General features: G+C 54.0%; 8 protein-coding genes. 4 read left to right on the forward strand and 4 right to left on the reverse strand.

Annotation, left to right across the window (positions count from 1 at the left end):
* The first annotated feature begins 59 nt into the window (after positions 1 to 59).
* The 4 genes from DESUT3_RS15840 (at position 60) to DESUT3_RS15855 (ending at position 3,307) form a co-directional block, all read left to right on the forward strand.
* Positions 60 to 347 (forward strand): cytochrome C oxidase subunit IV family protein, encoded by a 288-nt coding sequence (locus tag DESUT3_RS15840; protein ID WP_221249440.1) that lies wholly within the window; start codon positions 60 to 62, stop codon positions 345 to 347.
* A 10-nt stretch (positions 348 to 357) separates the two neighbouring features.
* A complete protein-coding gene (gene coxB, locus DESUT3_RS15845; protein WP_221249441.1) occupies positions 358 to 1,572 on the forward strand; it encodes a cytochrome c oxidase subunit II in 1,215 nt (404 codons plus the stop codon).
* Positions 1,573 to 1,597: 25 nt separating this feature from the next.
* Positions 1,598 to 2,440, forward strand: coding sequence for a protoheme IX farnesyltransferase (locus tag DESUT3_RS15850; RefSeq protein ID WP_221249442.1), 843 nt, complete (start codon positions 1,598 to 1,600; stop codon positions 2,438 to 2,440).
* A 111-nt stretch (positions 2,441 to 2,551) separates the two neighbouring features.
* Positions 2,552 to 3,307 (forward strand): response regulator, encoded by a 756-nt coding sequence (locus DESUT3_RS15855; RefSeq protein ID WP_221249443.1) that lies wholly within the window; start codon positions 2,552 to 2,554, stop codon positions 3,305 to 3,307.
* 393 nt (positions 3,308 to 3,700) lie between these two features.
* Here the strand turns inward: DESUT3_RS15855 and DESUT3_RS15860 are convergent, their stop codons facing one another.
* From DESUT3_RS15860 to DESUT3_RS15875, 4 genes are read right to left on the reverse strand one after another with little or no spacing between them, the layout of a single operon-like run.
* Entirely contained in the window at positions 3,701 to 8,581 is a 4,881-nt protein-coding gene (locus DESUT3_RS15860) for a hypothetical protein (RefSeq protein WP_221249444.1), read from the reverse strand.
* On the reverse strand, positions 8,581 to 12,567 hold the full coding sequence (locus DESUT3_RS15865) for a carboxypeptidase regulatory-like domain-containing protein (RefSeq protein WP_221249445.1): 3,987 nt from the start codon (positions 12,565 to 12,567) through the stop codon (positions 8,581 to 8,583). The genes DESUT3_RS15860 and DESUT3_RS15865 overlap by 1 nt, the downstream gene beginning before the upstream one ends.
* A 31-nt stretch (positions 12,568 to 12,598) precedes the next feature.
* Positions 12,599 to 13,537, reverse strand: a complete 939-nt coding sequence (locus DESUT3_RS15870) for a hypothetical protein (RefSeq protein ID WP_221249446.1) — start codon at positions 13,535 to 13,537, stop codon at positions 12,599 to 12,601.
* Positions 13,503 to 16,409 (reverse strand): transglutaminase domain-containing protein, encoded by a 2,907-nt coding sequence (locus DESUT3_RS15875; protein ID WP_225911535.1) that lies wholly within the window; start codon positions 16,407 to 16,409, stop codon positions 13,503 to 13,505. The genes DESUT3_RS15870 and DESUT3_RS15875 overlap by 35 nt, the downstream gene beginning before the upstream one ends.
* Positions 16,410 to 16,414: the final 5 nt, after the last annotated feature.

Raw genomic sequence — 16,414 nt, forward strand, 5'->3', positions numbered from 1 at the left:
TGGTCAAAAATTTCGACCGCCGGGGGTCCAGAAACACATACATCTTTTCGGGTGAATTTATGGCTGAACAAGAGCATGGACATATCGTGGGCTACAGCACCTTCGTCGCCGTCTGGCTGGCGTTGCTGGTGCTGACGGCGATCACCGTGGCGGTGTCCCGCATCCACCTCGGGCCGCTCAACATCTGGGTGGCGCTGGGAATCGCCTCGGTGAAGTCGGGGCTGGTGATCGCTTTTTTCATGCACATGAAATACGAGGGGAGGCTGCTGCGGCTGAGCCTGTTCGCGGCCCTGGTGACCCTGGCCATCTTCATCGGGTTCACTTTTTTCGACGTACTCTACAGGTGAGGCAAAGCGCGTGAATCCTCAAATCGTTTCGACCACGGAAACCGTCGACTTCGTCTTTTTCTTCATCTTCGGCATCTCGGCGATCATGCTGCTGGGCATCACCGCGGCGATGGTCTATTTCGTGGTCCGCTACAACCGCAAGCGCCACCCCCACCCGACCTCGGACAAGGCCTCCAACCTGACGCTCGAGGTGGTCTGGACGGTGATCCCCTCGATCCTGGTGATGGGGATGTTCTACTACGGCTGGGCCGGCTACCTCGCCCTGCGCAACGTCCCCGAGGGGGCGCTGGTGGTCAAGGCCACCGGGCGCATGTGGTCCTGGAGCTTCGAGTACGCCAACGGCAAGCTCAGCGACAAGCTCTACGTTCCGGCCGGGCAGCCGGTGAAGGTGGACATCCACTCCACCGACGTGCTCCACTCGTTTTACATCCCCGCTTTCCGGGTCAAGCGCGACGCGGTTCCCGGGCTCGAGAGCCACGTCTGGTTCAACGCCGAACAGCCCGGCTCCTACGACATCTTCTGCGCCGAATACTGCGGGGTGGCCCACGCGGCGATGATCTCCACCGTCGAGGCGCTCACCCCCCACGAGTTCGAGGAATGGTACCGGGGCGAGCCCGCGGCCGCCGAGGCGGACGAGGGCGAGGCTCTGCTGACCCGCTTCGGCTGCATCGGCTGCCACTCCCTGGACGGCAGCAAAAAGGTCGGTCCGACCTTCCAGGGACTGTTCGGCAGCAGCCGCGAGGTGCTCAGCGCCGGGCAGAAGCGGACCCTGACCGCCGACGAGGAGTACCTGAAGCGCTCCATCCTCGAACCGGCGGCCGATATCGTCGAGGGCTTCCCGCCGGCGATGCCCGCCTACCAGGGGCAGATCTCCGAGTTCGAGCTCGAGGAGATCATCGAGTACTTCAAGCGGATGGCCGGGGCGAAAAAGACCCAGTCCCTCGGCGAACAGCTGATGCTCAGGCAGGGGTGCGTCGGCTGCCACTCCACCGATGGCAGCAAGAGCGTCGGCCCCACCCTGAAGGGGGTGTTCGGCCGCCAGGTGAAGGTGCTGCGTGACGGCAAGGAGCTGACCATCGAAGCCGACGAGCAGTACCTCAGACAGTCCCTGATCCAGCCGCAGGCGGACCAGGTCCAGGGCTATCCGCCGATCATGCCGACCTTCGGCGCCCTGCCGGAGGAGGAGATCGAAGCCCTGGTGGAATATCTGAAAACGCTGCAATGACCCCTTCGTTCAGGATTTCGAAGCGATGATGCCGATACTGCAGCTGACCCGGCCACGCCTCTCGGCGCTGGTGGCGGCCTCGGCCCTGGCCGGGGGCCTCGCCGGACCGCGCCCCCCGGGCCCCGTCGGGCTCGCCGCCCTGGGCTGCGGCGTGCTGTTGCTCACCGCGGGCTGTTCGGCGCTGAACCAGTTCCAGGAGCGGGACACCGACGCCCTGATGCGCCGCACCGGCGGCCGCCCCCTCCCCGCGGGCCGGCTCACCCCCCGGGCCGGGCTGCTCGCCGCCGTGCTGATGCTGGGCGCCGGACTGGGCACCCTGGGCGCGGCCCCGGGACCCGTCGTGGTCCTGCTGGGCCTGTTTGCCGCCTGCTGGTACAACGGCGTCTACACGCCCCTCAAACGCCACAGCCGCTTCGCGGTGCTCCCCGGAGCCCTGTGCGGCGTCATCCCGCCGCTGATGGGCTGGGTGAGCGCCGGCGGCGACCCTGGCGACCACCGCATCGTGGTTTTCTCCGGACTGCTGTTTCTCTGGCAGATCCCCCACTTTTGGCTGTTCACCCTCAGGCACCGGGAAGACTTTCAACGGGCCGGCCTGCCGACCATATTCGATGCCTTCAGCGCTTCCCAGGTGCTGCGCATCGCCCTGGCCTGGAGCCTGGCCCTGGCCACCGGGGGGTGGCTGCTGCTCGGCCTGGGGGTTCCGCAGGCCCCGGCCGCCCGGCTGCTGGCCGCCGCGGTCATTCTCTGGCTGACTTTGCGCACCCTCAGAGGGCTGCGTCGCGGCGCCCCGGCGCAAATGTTCGGCACGCTCAACCTGTTCATGGCGCTGCTGATCGGCTCGCTGCTGGTCAACGCCTTTACCGGCTGAGCGGCGCACCGCGAACCTTGCGGCGATCGGCAAAGTTTTGTTTGCCCTCACGTCCCCGGTGCGCTAAATTGAGCGAATAGAATTTAAATGAATATTTTCCGGAGGGGCCCAATGAATACGCAGACCAAGTCCATCCTGGTAATCGACGACAACAAGACCTTCGTCATGTACGCGGGGCTGCTGCTCAAGCGCATGGGCTACGAGGTCATTCCCACCGGCAGTGCCCTCGAGGCGTTGAAGCTGCTCAAGATGATGGCCCCCGATGCCGTCATCCTCGACGTCAACATGCCGACGATGGACGGCATTTCCCTGCTGCGCCAGATCCAGAGCGACCCCGAGCTGGTGGAGGTTCCGGTGATCATGGCCTCCACGGACAGCTCGGGCAAGACCAAGCAGGAAAGTCGCCGGCTCGGCGCCGCGGAATACCTGCTGAAGCCCCTGACCCCCGACAGCCTGCACCGCGCCATCCAGGCCGTGCTGACGCCGGACGGCGTGGAAAAACGCCGGCATTTCCGCATCGCCTTCGCCGGTAAGGTCACCGTGAAAAGCGCGACCGAAAGCCAGGAGCTGTTTGCGGTAAACCTCTCCCAGGGAGGGATCTATCTGCGCAAGAAGGAGCCGTTGCAGGTCGGCACCCAGGTCGAGATCCACATCGCCGCCGGCGAGAGGACCGACCTCCGGCTTTCGGGGATGGTGATCTACAAGAAGGACATCTACGACGGCGCCTTCACCACCCTGCCGGGGATGGCCATCCAGTTCAAAACCCCCGCCCCGCAGACCCAGGAGGAGCTCAAGTCCTTCATCAACGAGCTCGCCGCCCGGGACCTGCTCGAGGAGCAGGAAGAGGTGGTCATCACCATCCAGTAGCCTCCGGCGGGGTACGCCCCCGCTGCGGCAGCCAAACAAGAGCCTCCCGGGTCGCCATGACCGGGAGGTTCTTTTGCTTTCGTGCAGGCGTTTTTGGCCCTGGCAGTCAATGGGCGCCTCCATGCCCCAAAATTCCACCATTAATTGAAGATCGACAGCAATTTAAGGCAGCTTTTTCCTGATGTGTGCTCGATGGCCATCAGCCAGGGCAACTTCTGGTCTGAGGATCAAGAAGTGCGTCCCTGTTGATCACAGAGCGCAAAGAAAAAGCCCCCCATCCGTGGATGGGAGGCTTTCACTATTCTCTCGAATATTAAATTAATTATTAAAATAAGTGGCTTGCATCGGCAGGCAACCAGCCCTCCCGCCTATGTTCATTAGGCAGATGCATCTCTAATGGATGACCCGAATGATGTCCATGCCCTCAAACGGGGTCGATCCAATGTCGCCAGTCACATGCACCGGCACACTTTGCCCCTCCGGGAGTACGGAAATAACGGCGTCCCTTCTGAATTTAACAGTCAATTTGTCCTCATCCTTGCCGTGATGAATGCTGAACGGCCATGGTTCTGCGGGAACGATCTCTTCGAGGCGAATCGAAGTGATGTCGACATCCTCGGCCTTATATCCCGCCGGCAGGAAAATATCTACCTTAACCCACGTCCCTTTGGATTTCTGATTCAAAGTTTCAGGCTCAAACTTGATATCAGTTTTAATGGCGACCCTAGGGATGTGGGTTGTGAAGGTTGCCAGATTCATCCATTGACCGTAGCGATCCCCGTCAAAGGCCCTGGCTCGCCAATTGTAAGAGGTTTTGTCAGACAGCGGGGTCTCCAAGGTAACCGAGGTTGTGCCGTCCCCACCTCCAAGAATTCCGGTTTTCGCATCGATCAAAACATTATTGCTGTACACCTCAAAATCGTAGGTCAGTTGATCGCTATCGGGATCAATAGCGTTTTTGACCATAAGTGTTGGAGTAAGAATCTCAAGGGTTCGCCCATCTGCCGGAGCCAAGAGCAGCGGTGCCCCGGGAGCGTCATTTGCCGTGTTCACCATAAAGGAGGCCATCGGCATCCATTCGCTGAAAACGGTGCCATCAAAACTTCTGGCCCGCCAGAAATAGGTCTGGTTTTCTACAAGCGCAATAGGCACTTCCCAAGCCGTCACATCAGGCATCTCAACAATGCTGCCTGACTGGGCAATCAGGTTGGCCAAGGCCGAATCCTGGTAAACCTCGAACTCATACGTTAAAGCGTCACCATCCAAGTCCATCGAATTATGAACCGAGAGGGTCGGCGTAAACGAATTCACGCCCGTACCGTCGGAGGGGTTGTCCAAGGCGGGGATCGTTGGCGGATCGTTTACAGTATTGGCCATAAATTTAACGACAGTTGACCAGGCACTCTCAGCCATCCCGTCGCTTGCTTTAACGCGCACAAAGTACCTTGTGTTTTCCTGCAAGCCACTTACGAACCACGTGGTGACATTCACTCCCTCTGCCACGGCATCCGACCGCATGAGGGTGGCTGAATCAAAGGTCGCTACCGTGTCTACCTCGAAGTAATAAACAAGTGAAGTAGAATCAGGATCCTCACTGTTGGTAACGACAATATCGGTTTCCAACGCGGGTACCACTGAGCCATTTGCCGGAACTGTGACAACGGGCGCCGAAGGGCTATCGTTAGCCGTATTCACAAAAAACCGGGTGACGGTCGACCAGGGGCCCTCAATGAGCCAATCATCAGCTTGGGCACGCCAGTAATATAAGCCGTTCTCCTGAAGACTAATCGGCACTGTCCATGATGTGGTACCGTCATCACTTTCAACACCTGCCACCGAAGCAACAACCTGTGTGAAATCAGGGTCAAAAGCCAAATCGAAGTTATAGGTAAGATTCGTACTGTCAGGATCCGTGGAATTATTAACAGTGAGCACCGGGTTGAGCACTGCAACAGCCGCCCAATCTTCAGGGCTTGAAATGGTTGGTGCGGTGGGCGGATCATTAACCGTATTCACCCTGAAAGCAGCAGGCGTCATCCAGGGACCATACAAATGCCCATCATAGGCCCGGACCCGCCAGTAATAGGTTTCATTCTCGAAAAGTTGGTCCGAAACCGTCCATGCCGTGCTGCTGGCTGTTTCGAATGCCATACCTGAGACAATAAGGCTTGACAGCCCGCTGTCCCTATAGACTTCGAATTCATAAGTGAGATTATCGTCGTTGGGATCTGCGGCGTTGCTCACCACCAACGAAGGCGTGAATGTTTCAACATCGGCTCCATTCATCGGTCCGATGAGCGCAGGCGCTGATGGTGCGCCCTCGACCCTGAAATATGCACCGGCCAGGCTTTCTTCCACCCCATCAATATTCGCCTGGAGGACTACCAGGTAGTCCTTGGCACTGTATCCCTGAGTATCGATCAAGCCATTGTTGGTGTAGGTTGCCCCCATATTAAGGGCAGTCTGGTCGGCAATCGTATGGTACTCAATCTCCTCGGTAAGATGGATCGTCCTGATAGAAAGTCCGACATTTGCAAGGTCCAAATTGCCCGAGTTCGAGACACTGTATGTGGCCGTAACGACATCCCCCGAGAGGAGACTATTCTTGTCAAGGGATATCTGTCCCTTGAGCAGGGCTGTGGGCTTCGTAATGCTGCTGATTACCAAGTCACGCGTTGATGTAGAGACCAAGGCCCCAGAGGCGTCCATGACCTCAACTGTTACGAGATAAGAACCTGCCGGGTGGGTAGCAGTATTCCAGTAGGACTTGAAGTTGGTCGATCCTCCCTGCATAAGCACAGGAATTTCCTTGGTCCCCGAATATAGCTGGGTACTTCCTTCGGGATTTTGACTACTGACGGTGACCTTGGCGGTGAGATTTTCCATCGCATAATTAAGACTCTGGTTAGTTACGGTTGCAGTGATTGTTGCCTCTTCATTGGGATTGTAAGACACTTTATCGGTGACCAGACCAGACTTTACAGCAATACTTGGGACAATGGTGAAATCGGTCACCGCCGACCCGACTTGACTCTGTCCGTCAAATAAAACCAACTTTACTCGGTAGTTCCCAGCATAAGTGGCACCCGTATTGAATACGAGGCCATTGAAATTCTTCGTCTCACCTGCGGCGAACATCAGGCCTGAGAGTGCTTCTACCTCCTGCACCAGTGCTCCACTGCCATCTTCGATCGAAATCTTGGCATCAAGAGTTTTGGAGAATTGACTCTGGTTTGTGATCTCGGCACTTATGACAGAATCCTCTTCTACCCCGTAAGTGAGCTTGTCTGTCCGAACCAGTGTTGCGTACTTGGAATCCAATACCTGCACAAACTGAGGGCCGATTTCATTCCTGACGGTATTCCCGTTGATGTCTGTGTAAAGGACCTCAAGGCTGTGGCTTACCAATCGGTTCTCGCCCGCGATAGGGCTTTTCAGTGAAATCCGATAGGAAAGGTCTTGGATCTGCCCGATCGCAAAGGCATCAAAACGCCATTCAATGATTGCCTTATCATTTGCGTAATTAATGCTGTAAGGCTGCTGGGTGAATGAATTTGGGTCAATGACAATATTCGACGAAGAAATTGTATCGATCACCCGCACGTTATTGATGGGTGTCATGCTGATGCGCAGATCCGAAAGAACTGGTTTCTCTCCGCTGCTGCTTGGCTTCATTGTCACCCTTACCTCAATGAATCTGCCAGCAAGAGAGAAGGGTTGATTATTCGAAAGAGCCGTAAAATTCTTTCCGCTCAATCCCGCTTCTGTGTCTGAGGTACGCGCCTCAACGAGAATAAGAGCGCCTTCAGGAACCGTCCCCTCTGCCTCCTTGTTCCAAGTGACGGTTCCCCATTTGTTTCCTTCTACACCGCTATCTTGAACCACATACCAGGTCCCTTGGGATGAAGTCCCCCCAAGTGCGACGTATCCGGTCATGTCGCTGTAATTGTAGGGGTAGGCGCTAGCGCCAAGGCTCACTGCCTTATCTACGGCGCCGACCCTGAAGCCCCCTCCACCTACCGCGCCGGATTCAGGGTTGATTCTGTTGGCAGTCCAAAAGTAATAGTTCGTAGACCAAACCTTCCCGTTTGCATCGACCGCGACGCCCGTCGGCCCCGAATCCGTTGTTAGGCTACCAACATAGGTCCCATCCGTCCTCAGGTGTCCCACAGTCGATCCATATAATGAATGGGCCACCCAGACATTACTACCCTTGTCCACAACAACGCCTTGGGCGTAATGAGACCCGTGGTTGAAAATGCCCAGCAATGTACCATTGGGGGCCAGCTTTGCTACCCGGTTTCCCTCAAGGAAGGTGTGCCAAATTTCCCCCGTATTCGGGTCCACACCGAGACCATAATCCCCCCGGCCCTTCCCAAGACATGAACCCGTCATTGTTTTAGTGTCAAACCGCAACAAGCCTGAACCGTAACGAGCCGACCACAGGACTCCATTTTTATCAACGAGGCCGCCATAGCCCCCGCAACCAAGATTGAACGACGTTCCCGGAACAGGCTGACCTGTAATTCCACTCACCTTTTCGTGGATGGTATTGGCCCCGCCAACCCATACGTCATTGTTTGCATCAATTGCCACAGTTCGTGTGTTTGTGGCTGCGACCCTTGTGTAGTTAATAATGCATTCATCTTCAGCGGTGGTCACCCCTCCGTGCGTGTCGGCGCCACCAGTGTTATTCCAGGAAAGCCTGTTATCAGCAGCGCGGGAAGTCTTTATCAACCCATCGCTGTTACGATCAATGCAGGTGTTGTATTGAAATGGGGGCTTCAGAAATTGGCCAGTCGGATTTATCGAACCATCGGAATTTACGCGGGTCCCACCGATAACCAGCCCTACTCTTGTTATTGAACCTTTGCTTCTATCTACCGAGAAACCACTCTCATCCCGATTCGACACCCAGACGTTTCCGACCTGATCCACGGTGGTTCTCGATGGGTTTTTTCCCATCCCGTTCGGAGAAGTATAGTACTCCCCAAGGATCGTTCCGGTATTAACGTCGATCCGGACAATAGACCCTCGCCCGGAATTGGCCACGTAAATAAACGGAAAAGGCTCGGTCGTCTCGCCCAGCTGCAACTGATCGTTCACCCCTTCGTGATTCAGATTCAGCAAGGTCCCTTTATGAAAATCCGCATCCCTCGTATAGGTCACATCGATGCCTGGGACCGGAGCCCCGAAAGCCAACTGAGCTCCTGGCAACAAAAAGCAAACTGCGGCGAGGAAGAACAACGACAGAATTTTTCCATAGATTCTCATCACAATTCCTCCACACCCTTAAGCTGGATCTTTATCTGAATGTCTTTGTCCCCATCTGGAATCACAGTTGTTGGATCCAAAGTTTTTGACGGCACAATCCTGATCGATGGAGCCACGTAGATCGCGTCGGCAGTCTGGGCAAGGGGAGCTTCTCCGTTGAAGATCTTAATGGTCACAGGGTATTGTCCGCTCTGTCCAAAAGTGTTCGAGAAATCCGGAAGCGGGATGTTCTTGAACTGCTCAGACGCAGTGAGGAGAAAATCTTGAGAACCCTGGGTGAGTGTATTGCCATCGGGATCTTTTATTTCGTATTGAGCTGACAACGTGACTTCTGCATTGGATTTATTGACAAGGTATGCGGAAAGCCCGATGGTTTCGGTCGCCCGGATATTGACGAACTTGGGAGAGATGAGGGAGACCAGACCCTCAACCTCTGCTGTGGGGACGATTGTGAAAGAGGTCCTATTTTCAGCGAGCAGTCCCCCTTGAGCGTGATCGACCAGGGTGAGTACAACCTGGTATGACCCGGGAGCGTTCTTTTCCGTGTTCCACGCCAAGGACACCGGCTGGCTTGCCTGGGCATCCACTACAATGGGGTTCGCCGGGAAAGACACCAATCCGACCACATTCCCATACTGATCAACCATCTCTGCACCAACAGATATTTCTGCTGATGTGTCTCCCAGATTTTCGATTTCTGACTCTATCGTGACCAACTCGTTCCCGCCGTAGGTGAATTTGTCGGTAGCCAGAGTGTTGATGGTGACGTTGCTCAAGCGGCTCTTGGTGAGCGAAAAGAGCACCTCATATTCGCCGTAAGTGTCGGAAGCCAGGGGGACGTACCTGCTGCTGTATCCCGGGGCGGACGCCTTGAGGTCCATGACCATCTCGGTAACGCCGCCCAGGGAGTAGCTCCCATCGGCGTCGGTCGCCGCCGACTTGTTTCCACCGACAATGGCGACTTCGGCACCAACGATGGGAAGATTCGTTTCAGCATCCCGAACCGTCCCGAACACCGTCGTGGTGCTTGTCCCTTCAAGATTAAGCGCCAGAGGAACATCATACTCGCCGAATGCATTGACCCGGAAGGAGAAGACCTTACTGTCATAGCCCTCGGCCGAGGCCTTGATCGATACCGACATCGAGGTTATCCCGCTCAACAGGTAATTCCCCTGTGCATCGCTGACGGTCGACTTGTTCGTGCCGGGAATTGAAATGTTCGCTCCGGCTATCGTGGCCCCGGTTGCAGCATCGGTTATTTTTCCGGAGATGGTGCTGGAAGTGTAGTATCGCTGGAGCGGAACCTCGATACTTGTCTCACCCAAATATCCAGCAATGATGTCGACATTGACGCTTTGGCTGGAATACCCGGGGGCAGAAATCGACGCAGCGTAAGTGCCTACCGGGATGCCCGAGACGGAGAAGGCCCCAGCCCCGTCTGTAAAACCTGGGTCGAAACCTTCCGGCGCAGGAGTAAGAGTGATGGTCGCACCGAAGATCGGCTTGTTATTGCTGCCATCGAAAACGGTGCCTTTCAGAATCCCTGGTGGGGGAATCGTAGAGAGCGTCGGGTTGAAGATTAGAACTCCGCCCGGAGCCAGCGGACCTGTGAATCTTGCCCCGTAGTAGCCGGGCTTGGGCCCGGCGGCCGCAGTAACGGACACCGTCCCCGGGGTCACGTTGGAAATTTTATAGGTCCCCTCCGTGGAGGTGTGGGTTTGCCAGAAGCCCGTCCCTGTCGCCTGCATTTCGACCCCGGCGAAAGGAGCATCGACGATCCCATCCCAAACCGTCCCCTGGATATAGGCAGGACCAGGATTCACTGTCATACCAACCTTGCCCACATTATTGACCGCGCCTGCCGTGACATTTGCCGTCAATACCAGAGGCGCGTAACCGCTCAGTGAAAGCTTTATCTGCTGGGCATCTTTTTGGAGGGTATTGAACAGAAACTCTCCATTGCTGTTCGTGGTCGCGCTGACGGAAGGGTCCCCAGCCAGGGACAAAGACACCCCGCTCAAAGGCTGGCTGGACAAGGCGTCGATCACCGCTCCGGCCAGGCCGCCCGTAGTCACCAAGGGCGCCAGAGCGATGTCCATGGTCTGGGTCCATGGTGCCGTCCCGATGATGTACGACTTGGGCTTGTAGCCAGTCGCGGCCGCCTTGATGGTGATTTCTGGATAATTGATATCGGCGATGACATAGGTCCCGGCAAAATCGGTACGTGCCGTGAGATGGGTCCCCATTACGGCCACTTCCGCACCGGAGATCGGAACCCCTGTCGAGGCGTTGGTCACCTTGCCTGTCAGGGTCATCGCAAAAGACATGCTCAGGCGAATCGTCCCCAAGTCAATGGTAACGCCCGGCATTACCACCACGCGGAAGGTATGGCTGGCAAAGCCATTCATGCCAACCGTGACCTGGTAGGTATTTGGAGCAAGTCCCTGCAATTGGAAATACCCGCCATTGTCAGGGTCGGGTTCGACCGATAAGCCGCCCGATATTCTCACCGTGACCCCCTCCTCGTCAGGAAGTGAATCGAGGGGCCGGCCTGTCGTGTTTTCAACGACCCTGCCGACAATGCTGCCAGTAGTAACCTGGGACGGGGTATTGCCCATCCGGGGAGAAAAGGACAGGGTCGTTCTGGCAAAAACCGTTCCGCCACCCGTAACAGTCAGATAACCTGCCTTCGATGCGGAAATAGTCACTTCGCCAGGGGTGACGAAGGTAAACATGAAATTGCCGTCGTCTCCGGTTACGGCGCTCCCGGTCCAGGCGCCAGAGACGGCGACAGAGACTCCCGAAAGGGGTTGTCCCGAGGGATCCTTGATCGTTCCGGCAATGGTCCCGGCTGAATAACTCGATAGCAGCGGTATTTTCCCGAGATTCACAACGGCCCGGTCTGCAACACCCGTCGTGACTGTGTGGGAGGCGTAGCCAGCCATGGAGAAATTGACCAATTGATCACCGGTCGGCACATCCTCCAAGCTGAAATTACCTGATGAATCCGTAGTTGTGTTGATGAGAGGGTTACTCGCTAGAGCAACCGCGACACCACCAACACCTAAAGTGGTAGTTGCATCAACCACCGTCCCAGTAATCCTGCCGCCGGCGGCCGGTGGTGGCGGTGGGGGGGGCTTTTGCTCGGATAGATGAAGCGCCTTGAGAGCCAGAGCCGTAGAGTAGGGATCATCACTCCAAGAGCCGTCAGCGGCCTGGGTTGCGACAAGGAAGTTTATCGCCCCCTCCAAGGCCGTAACATCGGTAGAAACAGCTACGAGGGCGATATAGGAAAGGGCTGTCTCATGGACCGAGGAGGGAGCGCCACCGAACCCACCATCACTGTTCTGTCGAGAGGAGAGATAAGCGGTAGCCTTGTTGACGGCGGTGGCAATGGTAGTCATCTGGGGGAACTGCTGAAGGACAGCCGATATCACCGCTGTCATGTAAACACTGCTTCCGTCCCCCCTGCGAAAGCCCCATCCTCCGTCAGGGTTCTGGGTACCCGTTATATATGCCAGTGAGGGATAAATGACAGTAGGGGTTTGGTAATTGGCAGATTTAAGGGCTTGGAGAGCAAGAATAGTGTCGAGATTATTCGTTTCGTACCCGAGGTATCCACCCCATCCGCCTTTCGCAGAATCTAATGCGGGAATGAGTGCATTGACATCGGAGAGACCCAAGAGCCTTATTCTTGCTGCTATATGTTCAATGGACTGAAAAGATTGCGCTTCAAGCCAGGAGAGACCAGTGGAGTATGGGGTACCGGCGGTCTGGTTCAGGAGTTTTAGGGCCTCCAAGGCAGCCCCCGTAGCGACGGTAGGCTCGACCAGGGAGGTGCCGCTGCCCCAGTTACCTTCCGGACCTTGGGAAGATGTTAGGTATGCAAGGCCGGAGGCAATAGGGGGGAGCTGGGCCTGGGCGTTACCCGTCACAATGGCAAAACAAAGAGTTATTCCGACAAAGATCGAAATCCGCTTAAGCATCTTCCCTCCAGAAGCAAATATTGCAGATAAATCAATTAGCACTCAATGGCAATTGTTGGTGTTTTCTATGCAGCTTGTTGATTTCTTCTGCTAACATTTCATATTTTTCTTGATTGAGATTTTTTACACTGACAAAAAACTCAAATTTTTCATTTTCGTTGGTTATTATTTTCAAAAGAGGAAAATCGGAGACACCAACTCGCTTGATACCAACTTCAGCATTTTTGAAATTTGAAAAAGACAGACAGTCTTGAAAAGACCATCCACGATGATAAAATTTGTAGTCAATAAATATAATATTTTGGTTTGTAACGATTACATTTTTACACAGAATTTTATTATTGTTCTTATGAATACCTCGGATATATGGGATTTTAATATTCAAATGCACCTCTTCACTGCTCCCAATCCTTAATATTTTAAGCAACCTGTTTGTTGGATTATGTGAAAAATGATTTTTATTGTCAGTTTTAAATTTTATGCCAATCTCACTATTATTTTTACCACCTGGCAACTCTTCCTTATTGGCAAACTGACAATTCTTGCAAGTGTTAACTAATTCAATATTTTCATACCCACATTTTTTACAAAATGAGAAAATTTCATTACTTGTTATTTTTTCAACATATGAATTTATGTACTTTTTAGACAAAAGCTCCAACAAAGCAAATGACAAAAAGAATACAATCAAATTGCTTTTAAATATTGGAAATATCTGTCCATGAGCAATATCTAAATACAATAATGGGATTGCAAAAACTAAATATAAAACCCTTAGATACTTACCACCTTCGATCCGTTCAAACAATAGTGGCTTAAACAAAAAGTAAGATGCTAAAAATAGGCAAACCCTATACCTGCCCAGGCCTATCAAAAAAAGAAAAATACACTTACACGCAATACTTAACCCATTGATTAAATCTATTTTTTTATCACTAGACAATAAATTCATATCTTTCAACGGCTCCAACTAAAAACAATCCATGATTTTTCAAATAATAAACAAATCTTTTAAAATAATAATAAAGATTTATTCTAATTGCAGTAACCAATAGCCACCACTCTACAGGCCCACCAGGCAAGAGACCAGTCATGGTTAGCCCAATTTGGAGTGAAAAATACGTTTCTCCTATAATGATTGCAACCTCAGGAAGACTGTAAATTAATGAACTTATCGTCAATGTGATTGCAGTATATGCCTCAACAATGGCAGCTATCCCACTAGCAAATGTAGGCAAAGTCGCTGCAAATGCTCCAGGGACTCCAGCAAATATAATTGCTAGCAATGCAATGGCTACTGCCCCAGCGGCTGCGAGGCAATACAATAAAATTTCACCGAGCAACAGCAATGCTTGAACGTCAGCCCCATTCCCTCCCCCAGTAATCATATAGGCCCCAGCCCCCGTCTCAGGGGCTGTGATAATATACCCACAACCCGTCCAACCATTGGAACTGATATTGCCCTTCGAGACAGTGACCTCATTGCCTGCATTGACAGCATTCTGAATGTCATTTTTTACTTGCTGGTCAATCTGCAACTGAGGTAGGACCGTAGCGATATTGGCCTGATTGACGGTGAAAATGGGTATGCCTTGATCGTTGGCTATTTTTAGCGCCTTGACAGTGCTGATGGCCTGCACCGGATTGCCCGGTGTCGAGAACAACACTTCCGGAACCTTGTGTTCAAGCGCTGAGGAGGTCATCCCACTTCCAAGCATGTACTGTTTGACCGTATCATTGTTTCCGTCCTTGGCCTTGGCCACCTGAATCAAATAATCGGCATCCATGTTGAGGCCCCCAGGTTGCACAAACCTTGGAATCCCCCATAGTGTGAGCACCTTGAGTTTGGTGGCAAAGATGGTCTCCGAAGGCAAGGAAAGAGCGTTCACCCCCATGGTACGGGCCGAGAGGGTGTTCAGGGCTCCAAGTTCGGCGTGATATGCAATCGTCGTGGCGTAGAGAAGGTCACCCACTAACTCATCTTTAGTCAGACCGGCGAAATTCTGCCCCTCGAGCTTTGCCTTGATTGCCTCCAAACTGGCTTTAAGTGCGGTCAACTGGTGCGGGCTGATCCGCCCGAGGTTAAGCCCTATTGACTGGAAAACTCCCGCATCGATGTAATTGGTGATCTGGCTCGCCCCATACGCCGGGTCAAAGAAGGTCATGGTGAAAATATTTGTCCCGCCCAATCCTAGCGCCGCACCGGTCGCCAGTAACTGGCCATCAATTCGCAATTCAGGCTTCACGTTAATAAGATAGGCTGGGAGCGAAGACGGTAGCTCACTGGGCCGAATGGGGGAACCATCAGCATGAGGTTTAGGCAGGTAGGAATTGATAACTGCCTCATCCTGTGGGGTGGCGGGAGAGTAACTGAGCGTGATTTTTTTCCCCGCCAATTCCGGCAAGCTCTTTGTTAGCCTAAGAGAATTGTCCACCTCAGCCGGGGCATCAGGATCAAAATAGGAGACGTTTACAGCTTCGCTTTCCACGCGGAAGGAAAGCTTGTGCCTGAGGCCGTCAGGAATAGCAGCGAAGGTCGCCCCCTTAACCGCTGTGCGATAAGGCAAGGTCCCCAGAAGATAAGGGAGCTCCTGCTTAACTACATCTTTTCGGCCGAGGACGTCTCCCACCGTGGCATCGGGGTGATTTTGCTGGAGATAGTTCTGAAACTGCGCTTGATAGTCCTGCAACGATTGCTGAACTAAAAGAGAATTTACTCCAGTTGCATACCCCTGACTTTCGTTTACCGTGGCAGTGGCATTGACCTGGTCCAGAAAGGTCTGGGCATCGAAGGGAACGGCGCTTTTAAGATCAAGCCCCTCTGTGTAGTCATACTGCTTGTAGGAGGGGTCAAGACTGACCCAAGTATCCCCGGCACCCTCGACATGCTTTGCCCCCCGAGAAGGCAAATAGTCGATGTGGGCCTCAACCCAAACATGCTCGAATCGCGCTGCGACTATCTTGCCGCCTGCCACCAGGCCCTTAGTGGGGATTCCGCCACTGCTCATAAAATCAAGGGCCGCCATCGGATCGGTAAATCCACCAACCCAGTTCATAACTTTGTCGATAGGCAGCTCGACGGTGCCGGTCACATACCGCGCCTCAATACCTGCCGCCCGCAGCAAGGCGATGAGAAGCGAAGCCGTATCGAAGGCGTTACCCTGCTTGGTCTCCAGGGTCATCTGGGCGCCCTGGATGGAGCCCCAAGTGGGAACGAATTCGATATTGTGCCGCACCCACTCGTAGATCTTGACGGGATTTTTTTCCAGCTCCAGGGCCTTATTCCTGATCTCCGGGGCGAGCTGGACTTCGATCGTCTCAGCGAGGTTTTCAGGGGCCAGCAATCCTGCCAAGGAGCCAGTAGACGCAACCAGAACTCGCTTCTGGTTCATCCAGGCATTCGCATCCTTTTTCAAATCCTGCTCGAACTCCTCTTTTTTCATCCGGGGTTCGCGCTTTGGTCCTTTGGGCTGCCGGTTGGGAAGATTGTTGGGGTCAAAAGGGGTGTGCCGCGATGGGGCCTTGGCCTTTTTCAGGTGTTTTTCAGCCTTTTCGATGGCCGCTTCTGCTTCTTTTTTATCTTTTGCCTTTTCAATTCGATCGAGGTTTCCCTTTAATTCTTTAAGATTTTCGTCGTAATGCTTAACAAAGCGAACATGCCGCTCCAAAATTTCAGCAGGAAGCCCAGCCTCTTTGAGGCGCTTCTCCGTTTCGGCAAATTGCTTCCGGACCTCCGCGTCGAGAACATCGATCTCGCCCTTCCGCTCTTTTAGGCGTTGCTTCTTGCCGGCAACCTCCATTGCGGGATCGGTCAGGACGGATTCCAAGCCCTCGGTGAGCATCGAAA

It is taken from the genome of Desulfuromonas versatilis, from assembly GCF_019704135.1.
GTDB classification, from domain to species: domain Bacteria; phylum Desulfobacterota; class Desulfuromonadia; order Desulfuromonadales; family NIT-T3; genus Desulfuromonas_A; species Desulfuromonas_A versatilis.

What these genes read in the sequence shown, in the direction of transcription:
- DESUT3_RS15865 (WP_221249445.1), bottom strand. Translation starts at nt 12,567, where the DNA reads ATGCTTAAGCGGATTTCGATCTTTGTCGGAATAACTCTTTGTTTTGCC.
- DESUT3_RS15875 (WP_225911535.1), bottom strand. Translation starts at nt 16,409, where the DNA reads ATGCTCACCGAGGGCTTGGAATCCGTCCTGACCGATCCCGCAATGGAG.
- DESUT3_RS15860 (WP_221249444.1), bottom strand. Translation starts at nt 8,581, where the DNA reads ATGAGAATCTATGGAAAAATTCTGTCGTTGTTCTTCCTCGCCGCAGTT.
- DESUT3_RS15850 (WP_221249442.1), top strand. Translation starts at nt 1,598, where the DNA reads ATGATGCCGATACTGCAGCTGACCCGGCCACGCCTCTCGGCGCTGGTG.
- DESUT3_RS15855 (WP_221249443.1), top strand. Translation starts at nt 2,552, where the DNA reads ATGAATACGCAGACCAAGTCCATCCTGGTAATCGACGACAACAAGACC.
- DESUT3_RS15840 (WP_221249440.1), top strand. Translation starts at nt 60, where the DNA reads ATGGCTGAACAAGAGCATGGACATATCGTGGGCTACAGCACCTTCGTC.